This window comes from Candidatus Zixiibacteriota bacterium (genome assembly GCA_040753875.1).
Classification (GTDB): Bacteria; Zixibacteria; MSB-5A5; order GN15; family FEB-12; genus DATKJY01.
The window spans coordinates 1-11,893 of record JBFMDV010000017.1; the positions used below are offsets into that span (position 1 = coordinate 1).

The 11,893-nt window shown below is 55.5% G+C and carries 10 protein-coding genes and 2 tRNA genes; 4 read left to right on the forward strand and 8 right to left on the reverse strand.

The genetic code is table 11. The features are described 5' to 3' along the window. From AB1644_06145 to AB1644_06160, 4 genes are all read left to right on the forward strand, one after another. Positions 1-372: TolC family protein (locus tag AB1644_06145; protein ID MEW6050628.1), on the forward strand; the 372-nt coding region annotated here is incomplete at its 5' end. A 2-nt stretch (positions 373-374) separates the two neighbouring features. Continuing rightward, positions 375-1,361 (forward strand): efflux RND transporter periplasmic adaptor subunit, encoded by a 987-nt coding sequence (locus tag AB1644_06150; GenBank protein ID MEW6050629.1) that lies wholly within the window; start codon positions 375-377, stop codon positions 1,359-1,361. A gap of 8 nt (positions 1,362-1,369) precedes the next feature. Next, positions 1,370-1,711, forward strand: coding sequence for a P-II family nitrogen regulator (locus AB1644_06155; protein MEW6050630.1), 342 nt, complete (start codon positions 1,370-1,372; stop codon positions 1,709-1,711). An 11-nt stretch (positions 1,712-1,722) separates the two neighbouring features. Beyond that, the gene (locus AB1644_06160; protein ID MEW6050631.1) at positions 1,723-4,911 is read left to right on the forward strand and encodes a CusA/CzcA family heavy metal efflux RND transporter; all 3,189 of its coding nucleotides are present in this window, start codon (positions 1,723-1,725) and stop codon (positions 4,909-4,911) included. A gap of 88 nt (positions 4,912-4,999) precedes the next feature. Here the strand turns inward: AB1644_06160 and AB1644_06165 are convergent. From AB1644_06165 to AB1644_06200, 8 genes are all read right to left on the reverse strand, one after another. Further along, a tRNA-Asp gene (locus AB1644_06165) sits at positions 5,000-5,076 on the reverse strand. A gap of 110 nt (positions 5,077-5,186) precedes the next feature. After that, positions 5,187-5,260: transfer RNA gene (locus AB1644_06170), tRNA-Val, on the reverse strand. Between the two features lie 343 nt (positions 5,261-5,603). Further along, complete coding sequence (locus tag AB1644_06175; protein MEW6050632.1) at positions 5,604-5,864, reverse strand: hypothetical protein; 261 nt, start codon at positions 5,862-5,864, stop codon at positions 5,604-5,606. A gap of 38 nt (positions 5,865-5,902) precedes the next feature. Further along, positions 5,903-7,186 (reverse strand): O-antigen ligase family protein, encoded by a 1,284-nt coding sequence (locus AB1644_06180; protein MEW6050633.1) that lies wholly within the window; start codon positions 7,184-7,186, stop codon positions 5,903-5,905. After that, on the reverse strand, positions 7,183-7,770 hold the full coding sequence (locus tag AB1644_06185) for an SIS domain-containing protein (protein MEW6050634.1): 588 nt from the start codon (positions 7,768-7,770) through the stop codon (positions 7,183-7,185). Before AB1644_06185 ends, AB1644_06180 begins: the two co-directional genes overlap by 4 nt. After that, on the reverse strand, positions 7,767-8,534 hold the full coding sequence (locus tag AB1644_06190) for a geranylgeranylglyceryl/heptaprenylglyceryl phosphate synthase (GenBank protein MEW6050635.1): 768 nt from the start codon (positions 8,532-8,534) through the stop codon (positions 7,767-7,769). Before AB1644_06190 ends, AB1644_06185 begins: the two co-directional genes overlap by 4 nt. 2 nt (positions 8,535-8,536) lie before the next feature. Beyond that, positions 8,537-11,185 (reverse strand): alanine--tRNA ligase, encoded by a 2,649-nt coding sequence (gene alaS, locus AB1644_06195; GenBank protein ID MEW6050636.1) that lies wholly within the window; start codon positions 11,183-11,185, stop codon positions 8,537-8,539. Then, positions 11,181-11,834 (reverse strand): regulatory protein RecX, encoded by a 654-nt coding sequence (locus tag AB1644_06200; GenBank protein ID MEW6050637.1) that lies wholly within the window; start codon positions 11,832-11,834, stop codon positions 11,181-11,183. Before AB1644_06200 ends, alaS begins: the two co-directional genes overlap by 5 nt. Positions 11,835-11,893: the final 59 nt, after the last annotated feature.

The window sequence follows — 11,893 nt, forward strand, 5'->3', positions numbered from 1 at the left end:
TTACCCCTGTTCAACCGGAACAAGGGGGGTGTCGCAGAAGCCACAGCGCGCTTGACGCAGTCCGAAGCCGAACTCGCCGCAGCAAGCCAACAACTGGAAGGCGAACTTCGTCAACTACTAGTTGGACACCAAACACAACGCGAGTTGATTGTCATGCTGCGTGATCAGGTCATTCCACCAGCGCAACAAGCCATGGAAGAGATCGACCTCGCTTACCGTCTCGGCTCACAGCCATACATAAACGTTCTTGACGCTCAACGCACCCTCTCTGAATTACAGGGACAACTGATTGACGCACTGGTGGCCGGCGCCAACGCCGCCATTGGCATTGAACAGCTAACCGGGCATCGCTTGAATCCGGTGAGGAGATAGCCATGAAAAAATCTGTACTCATAACCATTGTCGCAGTCGCGGTCCTGGCCATCGCCGGATACTTTGTCTTGCAGGGCGAGCCCCAGACGACCGGAGAAGAACACGAAGAAGGTGAAGTTCACGCAGAAGATGCCGGAGAGCATGCTGAGCATGAGGAAGGCCACGAAGGTATGGAACGGATCACGCTTCACGATGATGCGCCGATCCTTCAGCGGCTCAAACTCGCAAAGGCTGGTCCCGAAACGATTCTTCAGGAGATAGAACTGCCCGGCGAAATCGTCCTGAATGCTGACAAGGTTGCCCATATCGTGCCGCGCTTTGACGGCATTGCGCAAGCGGTCCACAAGGACCTAGGTAACCGCGTCGAGGCCGGCGAAGTGCTGGCGGTCGTACAAAGCAACCAGAGTGTCGCCCCGTACGAAGTGAAGTCCCTTGTGCCCGGCACTGTTATCGAGAAGCATATAACGCTCGGCGAGTTTGTTCGGGACGACGCTGATATCTATGTTGTCGCCGACCTCTCGACCGTGTGGGCGAAAATCAGCATATACGCCAAGTACCTTCCGCTAATTAGGCCCGGGCAGGCAGTGCGTCTAACCGCTACGGGCATTAACGAAGTGGCGGAAGGGAGGATTGACTACGTCAACCCCATCGTCGGCGAACGCACCCGAACCGGAACGGCGCGTGTGGTCCTCTCAAATCGCAACATGGTCTGGCAGCCGGGGTTGTTCGTAACCGCCAGGATCGCTGTCGCCAGCGACCAGGTCGGGTTGGCCGTCCCGGACGCAGCCGTGCAGACCATTAAGGATAAGCCGGTCGTGTTTGTTAAGGAAGGCAATGAATTCGAAGTCCGACCGGTTCAGCTCGGACGCAGTGACGGCACGACGGTCGAGATTCTTGCCGGATTGGAACGGGGCGAAGAGTACGTCGCGGCCGAGAGCTACATCTTCAAGGCGGAATTCGGCAAAGGCGAAGCCGGTGAGGAAGATTAGGAGACCCTATGAAAGAGATAAAGGCGACAATTCAACCACACATGCTTAGCAAAGTGGTCCAGGCACTGCATGAACTACCGCATTTCCCCGGTATGACCGTGTTCAAGTGCCAGGGACACGGACGCGGTCGCGGAAAGGGCGGTTCCTTTGTCCCGACCGAAGACCTCATCGACTATCAGGCGAAGGAGCGCATTGAGATCATTTGCTCGGATCAGGATTCCGACGGCATCCTCAAGGTTATTGCCGCTAACGCGCACACGGGGAATCCTGGAGATGGGATCATCACTGTGAGCGAAGTTGGTTTTGTCATTCGTATTCGGACCGGTGAAACCGGTTCCATGGCCGTATAGGAGGCTACTCTATGCTTGAGAAAATCATTCATTTCTCGATACACAACCGATGGCTGATACTGCTGGCCGCCGTCGGCCTGGCATTTCTCGGACTGTATAATTTCATCCGGTTACCGATCGACGCAGTCCCCGATATCACTAACGTGCAGGTACAGATCAATACGGCCGCGCCGGGAATGTCACCGCTCGAAGTTGAGAAACAGATCACTTTTTCCATAGAGACAGCTATGGGAGGCATTCCCCGGGTCAATTATACTCGTTCTCTCTCTCGATACGGTCTCTCACAGGTGACTGTTGTGTTTGAAGATGGCACTGATATCTACTTCGCCCGGCAATTGGTCAATGAGCGCTTACAGGAAGCAAAGGCCAATCTGCCGGCGACTGCGAGCGAACCTGAAATGGGCCCCATTTCCACCGGACTCGGAGAAATCTATAGCTGGGCCATCGAAGCTGAACCAGGGGCTACTAAACCGGACGGTGAACCGTATACGCCCACCGACCTCCGTGAGATTCAGGATTGGGTCATCAAACCGCAACTGCGGACTGTACCTGGTGTGACCGAAGTCAATACAATTGGCGGGTATGAGAAGCAGTTTCACGTGACGCCGGACCCCGCTCAACTTGTGTCGTATGGACTCAGCTTCCATAACGTGATGGAGGCGTTGGCGAGAAACAACAGCTCGGTGGGAGCCGGATACATTGAGCATAAAGGCGAACAGTACCTGATCCGTGTGCCTGGGCTGGTCAACGATGTCGATGACATTCGCAACATAATCGTGAAAGCCGGCGACGGCACGCCTGTATACATCCGAGATGTGGCTAATGTGGAACTGGGCAAACAACTGAGGACGGGAGCCGCAACTGAAAATGGTGAAGAAGTCGTTCTCGGTTCAGTCTTCATGCTGTTGGGTGAGAACAGCCGGACTGTCTCCAAACGCGTTGATGCGAAGATGAAGGAGGTTAATAAAAGCCTCCCGGACGGCGTCCTTGCCCGTACGGTCCGGGATCGCACGCGACTCGTTGACGCCACGCTTCGAACCGTACGCAACAATCTCCTCGAGGGTGCCATACTGGTAATCGCGGTGCTCTTCGCGATGCTCGGTAATCTCCGTGCCGCCCTGTTGCTCTCCCTTACCATTCCGCTCTCAATGCTTTTCGCAATCACGGGTATGGTGCAAAACAAGATCAGCGGCAATTTGATGAGTCTGGGGGCGATTGACTTCGGCATTATTGTCGATGGCAGCGTCGTACTCGTTGAGAATATCATCCGGCGATTCTCCGAGCGACAGGCACACCTGGGACGCCTGCTTACGAAAGGAGAGCGGCTCGAAGAGGCATTTGAAAGCTCTCGTGAAGTCGCAAAGCCAACCCTCTTCGGCGTGGTCATCATCATGATCGTGTATCTGCCTATCCTGACACTGGGGGGGATCGAGGGAAAAATGTTCGTGCCGATGGCAAAGGCGGTTTTGCTGGTGCTTGCCGGCGCGTTGTTGTTTACGTTTACCTTTGTTCCGGCCGGTATCGCCCTTTTTCTCACTCGTTCGGTCAGCGAGAAAGAAAGTATCGTGATCCGATGGTGCAAAAGCGCGTACACCCCTCTTTTGGATAAGATACTTGAGCATCGCTGGCAGGTGACCGCAATCAGCGCTGCGTTCGTCTTATTCACAGTACTGGTCGCGTCCCGCTTGGGCAGCGAATTCATCCCGCAGCTCGATGAAGGTGATGTACTCATCCAGTCGTTTCGAATCCCGTCTACCGGTTTGACCCAGTCCGTCGAGATGCAAAAAGAGTGGGAAAAGGCAGTACTAACGGTACCCGAGGTCCAACGCGTCTTCGCCCAAATCGGCACGCAAGAGGTCGCCACCGATCCAATGCCGCCGTCGATTGCCGATGGCTTTATCATCATTAAGCCGCGCTCGGAGTGGCCCAACCCGCATATGCCGAAAACCGAATTGGTGAAAAAGCTCCAAGCCGCCACAGACCACCTGCCCGGCAACGCCTACGAGTTCTCACAGCCAATTCAAATGCGCTTTAATGAGCTTATCGCTGGCGTGCGCAGCGATGTCGCAGTCAAGATTTTTGGGGACGATCTGGACGTCATGTTGGAGCAGGGTGATAAGATTGCCGCAGTTCTTCGCGACATACGCGGCTCAGCCGATATCAAGGTCGAGCAGGTCACCGGTCTGCCAATCCTCACCGTGGATTTGGATAGAACCGCTATCGCACGATATGGTCTGAATATCGCGGACGTGCAGGAAGTAGTCGAAGCGGCAGTCGGCGGTATGACCGTTGGGCAGGTTCTTGAAGGCGATCGCCGCTTCGACCTGGTGGTTCGCCTGCCGGAAGAGGTTCGGCGCGATGTCGAGGCGCTGGAGTTTCTGCCAATCCCGCTTCCAGAACGAAGTGATGAGCGCGAGGGGCAAATCGCTTTCGCTTCGTATTCATCGAGAAGCGACACGGATCCGGGATATGTGCCGCTTGGAGCTATAGCGCGGATCGAAATTGCTGAAGGGCCGAACCAGATTAGCCGGGAGAACGGTAAGCGTCGTGTAGTTGTGCAATCCAATGTACGCGGACGCGACATCGGCTCATTTGCCGCCGAGGCACAAAGAAGAATTGAGGCCGGGATAAAACTGCCCGCAGGGTACTGGATGACGTGGGGTGGCCAGTTCGAAAACCTGATGGCGGCCAAGCAGCGGCTGCAGGTGGCAGTGCCTGTGGCCTTGCTTCTCATTTTCCTAATGCTGTTCGCTACTTTTAAGTCGCTCAAGGATTCGGTGTTGGTCTTTACCGGCATTCCCTTGGCCCTTACAGGAGGAGTTCTCACTCTTTGGATGCGTGGGATACCATTGTCAATCTCCGCCGGGGTAGGTTTCATCGGCCTGTCGGGTGTCGCCGTGCTGAACGGGCTGTTGATGGTATCGTTTATCAACAAGCTTCGCGGCGAGGGACTCTCCATCCGCGAAGCGGTAAAGCGTGGCGCTGTCTTGCGACTGCGCCCGTCGCTGGTGATCGGCTTGCTCGCAGCATTGGGATTCGTCCCCATGGCGATTGCGACCGGCTCAGGCGCCGAAGTCCAGCGACCTCTGGCAACGGTCGTGATAGGGGGAATCCTGTCGTCGACGTTTCTCACTTTGCTTGTCCTGCCGGCACTGTATAGGGTTTTTCACAAGTATCAGCCGATTCCGGAAGAGAGGTAATATTTGTCGCCAGAAGTTGGTATGCGCCTGAGTTTGATCAGGCGCATATCGCAAATACCTTGTAATTGATTGAAATACAATAGGTTAATGGCGGGGTTGACGAGACTCGAACTCGCGGCCTCATGCGTGACAGGCATGCGTTCTAACCAACTGAACTACAACCCCGTCGTCACTATCACCATCGGCAACTGGCGTCGCCGACTGATGTCAATTCAATCTGCCAAATCCACTCAATCCGCGCACTTCGCCAGTCAAGCCGCGACAGCAACTCCAACTGGGCGGTACAGGATTCGAACCTGTGACCCTCTGCGTGTAAGGCAGATGCTCTAACCAGCTGAGCTAACCGCCCGGCTTGCAGCGACATTACCGGTCGTCGGTCGGTAAACATCGAGCCCCTACGCAAATCCCCGCAGACAGCACAGCCGACATTGCTCGGGCACCAATCCCACCCCAATCCTTCGACTACGCTCAGGACGACGACAGTGGGGTACCGAACAACACCCGCGAACTCCCCCAGCGGGTTGTCACCGGACCGGCTTTCGGCAGCCCTACAATATATGTGCGCCCCCCAAAACAGCAAGAGGTTTGGTATGTTCCAGGACCCTAAAATCGCCCAAAGCAAGCCAGTTCATGCCGCTGCTAAGGTCCTATGCATCAACAGGGAATGGTGTTAAGCGGGCAGTTGGGAAAGGTTACTCAACCGGTCTGCTCTCGGTCGCGTCCACGCCCGCCTTGGTCCGGTCCTTGGCGATGATCGCCCATGGCACCAGCACGCAGTACCCCACCACCAGGAGAATCGGCGCAAACGTAATGTCGTTCTGGCTCAAGAGCAGGAACCCAAGCGCTATCACCGCCAGCGCAATCCCAAACAGGACGTAGTTCTTCTTCCCGAACGGCCACGGTGAAGGCTCGCTCGGTTGAGCGGGCGCCATTTTTTTCTTTGGTTGTGCCATAGCGATACTCCGCTAAAATAGACTCTCCGGGCTCGATGTCAAGCCTTTAAGTGGGTCACTAATTCCGGTTTCTCGGATCCCCGATTGTACCAGGTCGCCAGCCCGAACGCCCAGATGAACATGATCAATTCGTGAGTTTCCTCGTCGGCGAAACTCGACACGGTCAGCGAGGTCAGCAAAAACAGTATCGATCCAAGCAATGCCGCGAACTGGACACGACGCTGATCAGCGGCAAATTGCTTTTCGCGTATCCCCCGCGCGAATTTCCGCAGCACGAAAAACCAGATTCCGGCGAATGCAGCCAGACAGGGAAGTCCTCCGATCGCCGCCGTGTTAAGGAAATCGTTATGCGCTTGACCGTGGCGCCACCACCAGGGAAGATCAACCCCGGTGTCGCGCTGGACTATCTCGCGGTACGCTTCAATGAATATTCCATTCCCCACCCCAAAGAGCGGATTCTCGGCAACCAGCGTCAATGAATGATTCCAGATGAACGGTCGTGACCCCTGATAATCCTCGGCTTCCTCGGTGGGTGTCGGCAACGAGAATCGTTCTCGCAGTGATGGCACCACGGCCGTCATGAGAGCAAGCAAGATCGCCAAGGCCGCAGCGAAACCACGAATGCGCCCCCCTTTCAGCAGAGCCATCACGAGCAGACTGATTATCAAATAGATCACTGGTCCACGCCTGAAGCTTAGGAGTGTCGAAACCATCGCAAGAATCGAGATCGCGACCAGCCATTTTCTCGAACTATCCCACTTGTGCTCAGGATAGACGGCGTAAGCAAGGAGAAACATGGCGGCCACACTAAAGAATCCCGCAAAGGTGTTTGGACGGGAGAAATTGCCGGAGACCGTATCAATCCGTTTCGGTACGAAATGATTGTTCGCGAAATTCAGCCAATCCCACCCCGTGATATACTGGGAGACGGCATATAGTGAAACTATCGATATCCCAATCGCCAACGCCCAGACCAACCACTCGCGGTTCTTGTGGCTCTGCATCAAAAACACGCCGACCGGGACAGCCGCAAACAACCACTCCTTACGAGTGAAATAGATAGAGGACAGCGGTGCTCGGCTCATGAGCCCTGACAGCAGCAGCCACCCGATATAACAGCCCGCCAGAATATAGAACCACCGGATGGATGTCGAGAACGGGTTATATTTCTGTTGGACAGCGACGATCATAAAAAGAACCAGCGCGATTCCGAGCGCGATCTGTGAAAACGCCCTCGAGAACGCGGAACCGAAAACGAATAGCAGGTAGAAGATCAGAATCGCCGAAGAGAGTCTCCCCGTGTCACCGGTGCCACCGGTCATGCGAACAGGTCACTTTCAATCATCTCGACCAGAATATGCACGAGAAACAAATGCTCTTCCTGGATTCGCTGCGGAGAATCATTCGGAATGAGAATCGACCGGTCGACTATGCCGCGAAGTTTGCCTCCACGCCCTCCAAGAAGTCCGCAGGTGAGCACTCCACGCTGGCGAGCCATGCGGACTCCTTTCACTAAATTGGCAGAGTTGCCGGAAGTGGACATGACCACAAGTAAATCCCCCTTCTGGCCGAGCCCTTCAACCTGCCGGGCGAACACTTCGTCATAGCCGTAATCATTGGCGGCGGCCGTGATGATGCCGCTGTCGGCAGAAAGAGCTATTGCCGGAAGCGACGGCCGGTTCCGTTCTGCCGTCAGTCGCACGATCAGTTCGGTAGCGAAATGGGACGACATCGCCGCGTGGCCGCCATTGCCGGCGAACATGATCTTGTGACCTGAGCCAATCACTCCCGCCATGAGATCGGCTATATCCAATAATTGATTCCCGTACTCCATGAGCGAACGGCGGAGAATGGCGGTTTCATCGGTCAGACGTTTCAGGTGGTCGAGTTTGTCCTGACGGTTCATGCGTTCACCGTTATTTTGGGATGTGCGGAGGCAGCCAGCTCCCGCAGGAAATCCAGGTTGCGCAAATTCTCGAAATGGTTTCCCATCACTACAAACGATGCCCCGGCATCGATCCGCGCCGCGCATTCTTCGGGGGTGGTGAGTCCGCCACCGACAATGACGGGGATATCGACATAGCGCGACACCTCGGTGACCATGGGGAGCGGCACCGGTTGCTCGGCGCCGGAGCCGGCTTCAAGGTACACCAATTTCATACCCATGTACTGCGCCGCCAGCGCATGGGCGCAGCAGATATCATGCTTGGTACGAGGAATCGGGTTGCTTGAAGACATGTATTCCACAGAAGTACATTTGCCGGATTCAATCAACAGATAGCCGGTGGGGATCGGCTCCAGGCCATGCTGCTTCACAAGCGGGGCACCATGCACCTGTTGCTCGATCAAATAACTGGGATTCCGTCCGGATAGCAGCGACGTGAACAGCACGGCATCGGCGCCGGGCACAATCTGCATAACCGATCCGGGCATGATGATTACCGGCACTGAGGGGTGTGCTGTCGCGCGGATGTTTCGGACAGCGTCGCCAAAGTTGCTGTTCATGAGCAACGAGCTCCCCACAAGAATGGCGTCCACACCGCAGTCATGACATGCGTCGGCGAGCGTGCAGTACTCTGTTTCTTTCAGACGGTCCGGATCGAGTAGAAGGAAAAATCCGCCTCCCTGACGGTTCTTCGACGAAATAAGTCGCTCGTAAACCGATGCCATCGTTAGAATCTGGCCTCGAGTAAGGATTTTATAGTCGAAAATAGTTCATCCGGTTTTGTCTCGGACGCTACACCTCCCTGAGCAAACGAGGGTTTGCCTCCTCCTTTGCCGCCGAACTTCGCAAGCAAGCCGCGTGAGATATCTCCGATATCAATCTTATGTTCGCTCACTGCCGCGTTGCTGGCGGCCGCCATGTATGTGAGCTTGCCGTTCATCTGGCCGAGTGCCACCGCCACGACCGGCTTGTTCTTTGCTTTCTGTGTGTCAAGCCACGCTGCCATCGTGTCCTTGTCCGTGTCGCCGAACGAATGAGTCAGAAGAGTCACGGGACCTACCGAAGTCTCCACACCAATGGACTTTGCGCCACCCGCAAACATCTCCGCCTTGACCCGCTTCAGTTCCTTCTGGAGAGCGAGATAGTCTTCGCGCATCTGCTCGATACCGACCTGCGCTTCGGATTCCGGACGGCCGACCGCCTGCGCTGCTTTTCGACGGAACTGCTTGGCGTCGAGCATGTACGCAACCGCCTCGCGACCAGTGATCGCTTCGATACGACGCACGCCCGACGCAATCCCTGTCTCCAACACAATGAAAAACGGCCCGATCTGGCTGGTGTTTTGGACATGCGTGCCGCCGCAAAGCTCTTTCGAGAATCCGGGGACTGAGACTACGCGAACTGTGTCGCCATACTTTTCGCCGAACAGCGCCATCGCGCCGGATTTCTTGGCCTCGTCTACAGGCATGATGTCGGTCTTGACATCAGTTGCCTTCAGAATTTGTTCGTTCACCAATCGTTCGACTTCAGCGATTTCCTCTGGTGTCATCGGCTGATGGTGGGAGAAATCGAACCGCATTCTGTCCGGGCCGACATAGGAGCCGGATTGATGTACGTGTTCACCGAGCACCTTGCGCAGTGCGGCGTGCGCCAGATGGGTGGCGGTGTGGTTCCGCATGATATCCCAGCGGCGCTCGGTGTCGACCGAGGCGGTGACGGGTGAATCGTCGTCCCAGGCAAATGGCGAACCTTTGGTCATCCGGACAAGATGCACGTCAACATCATTGATTCGCATCATCTCGAATACCTCCCCCTCAGCTTTTTCACTCCTGATAATACCCCGGTCGCTGATTTGACCGCCTGCTTCAACGTAGAATGGAGTCTCTTTAAGTAGTATAGCTGCCACTTCTCCACCTTCAGTTACATCCAATCGAATGCGGCGAATGACATTCGTGATATGTTTGAGCCTCGACAGCTCATAGGCGATATTCTTAATGCCTCGCTTATTACTGACCGACAAATTCAATATCTCAGAGGCAATTTTCTTGTCAACGAAGTCAGAGACTCTGAAGTTAGCTGCCGCCCGGCTCTGCTCCTGCTGCCGTCTCATCGCCTCATCGAATCCAGCTTGGTCGACCTTGAGACCACGCTCCGTCGCAAGTATCTCGGTCAGATCGACGGGAAAGCCGTACGTATCATACAGCTTGAACACTGTCTCTCCATCAACAACCGCAGTGCCGGACGCCTTCACTTTTTTCGCTACTTTCTCAAACAGATCAAGTCCCGTCTCCAGTGTCCGCAGAAACGCCTCCTCCTCCGTCTGGATCACCCACATCACGTGCGATTGCTTTTCTTTGATCTCCGGATACGCATCCGCCATCTGCCCCACGACTGCCGGCACCAGCTTGTAGATAAACGGCTCGTGCGCCCCAAGAATCCGTCCATGCCGCGCCGCCCGCCGCAATATCCGGCGCAGCACGTACCCGCGCCCTTCGTTTGAAATGCCCGCCCCATCGGCGATCGCAAACGTCAGCGCCCGGATATGATCCGCAATCACATGATGCGAGGACTTATGTTTGGCGTACGAGGCATGTGTGAGATCGGATATCGCCTTGATGATAGACTGAAACAGGTCAATCTGATAATTGCTGTCCGCTCCCTGCATCACGCAGGCGATCCGCTCCAATCCGGCGCCGGTGTCTACCGAAGGCTTGGGAAGGGGAACAACTTCACCGCCAGGAAGCTGGTCAAACTGCATAAACACGAGGTTCCAGATCTCCACGAATCGGTCGGTCTCACCGTTGATTATGTCACCGGGTCCGTCACCGAACTTCTTCCCCCGATCGAAATGAATCTCCGAACAAGGGCCGCACGGGCCGACATCCCCCATCGACCAGTAATTGTCCTTCTTCCCGAATCTGAGCACGCGCCCCCCCCTGAGTTCTGGAGCTATCCGTTTCCATAGTGCGAATGCTTCGTCATCGGTTTCGTAAACCGTAGCATAGAGGCGGTCTTTGGGAAGTGCCAGCTCCTTGGTCGCCCACTCCCAGGCGAAATGGATCGCCTCTTCTTTGAAATAGTCCCCGAACGAGAAATTTCCCAGCATCTCAAAGAACGTGTGGTGCCGGGCGGTGAACCCAACGTTATCCAGATCATTGTGCTTGCCGCCGGCCCGAATACACTTTTGAGCGCTGGTGGCCCGGTTATAATCGACTTTCCGCTGTCCGGTGAACACATCCTTAAACTGGTTCATGCCGGCGTTCGTGAATAGAATGGTGGGGTCGTTAAAGGGAATCACCGGCGATGACGGCACCAGCTTGTGGAATTGGCGCTGGAAATAGTCGAGAAACGATTGCCGTATGTCTGTGGTCTTAATAGTCTTCTACCTCGTTTTCCTGGTCGTATAACTGTTCAAAAGCGGCCCTGGCCGCCTCATAACTGATCCCCCTTCGACCGAGGTAAGTATACGCCCTGGTTCGGGCGGTTTCAAGTTCTAACTGCCGAAGGGTACGCCACCGTTTGCGAAGTGAGGCCACCGCCAGTGTTACTTCATCGGTTCCGGCCAGAACCATGTCGGCGGTTTCTTCGGCCAACTGGCGATTCACATGTTTCTTTACAAGAGTGGCCACCAGGAATGTCCGCCCGGAGGGGTTCTTCTCAAGCGCCCGACGGGCCAGGTTGTGCGCATAGTGAGAATCATCGAGCAGCCCACGGCTCTCATATCGTTTGATGATCTCTTGTATGCTCTTTCGTGAGAATTGCTTCCGTACCAATTTCAACTTCAACTCGCCGATCGAGTGGTCGCGCATGGCCAGCAAGCGGGCGGTTTCGCGGTCGCATTCGGCCAGTTCCGCCTCGGCCAGAAGCTGTGCCAGTTGCGGCTCGGTGACAACTATCCCCTCTTTCAGCCGATACCGCTGCACCAACTCCTCGCCGACAGCTATGGGCTTCTCCAAGCCGGAGATGGTCAGCCAGTACCGCACGCCGAACTGGCGAATCTGAAGTATGCGAATCGGGTCAGACATCGTACAGATCTTCAGGCGGTTTCACACTCACCCGACGAAGTATAGGCATTTCGCCGCTC

What these genes read in the sequence shown, in the direction of transcription:
- AB1644_06160 (MEW6050631.1), top strand. Translation starts at nt 1,723, where the DNA reads ATGCTTGAGAAAATCATTCATTTCTCGATACACAACCGATGGCTGATA.
- AB1644_06185 (MEW6050634.1), bottom strand. Translation starts at nt 7,770, where the DNA reads ATGAACCGTCAGGACAAACTCGACCACCTGAAACGTCTGACCGATGAA.
- AB1644_06155 (MEW6050630.1), top strand. Translation starts at nt 1,370, where the DNA reads ATGAAAGAGATAAAGGCGACAATTCAACCACACATGCTTAGCAAAGTG.
- AB1644_06200 (MEW6050637.1), bottom strand. Translation starts at nt 11,834, where the DNA reads ATGTCTGACCCGATTCGCATACTTCAGATTCGCCAGTTCGGCGTGCGG.
- AB1644_06175 (MEW6050632.1), bottom strand. Translation starts at nt 5,864, where the DNA reads ATGGCACAACCAAAGAAAAAAATGGCGCCCGCTCAACCGAGCGAGCCT.
- AB1644_06180 (MEW6050633.1), bottom strand. Translation starts at nt 7,186, where the DNA reads ATGACCGGTGGCACCGGTGACACGGGGAGACTCTCTTCGGCGATTCTG.
- AB1644_06190 (MEW6050635.1), bottom strand. Translation starts at nt 8,534, where the DNA reads ATGGCATCGGTTTACGAGCGACTTATTTCGTCGAAGAACCGTCAGGGA.
- AB1644_06150 (MEW6050629.1), top strand. Translation starts at nt 375, where the DNA reads ATGAAAAAATCTGTACTCATAACCATTGTCGCAGTCGCGGTCCTGGCC.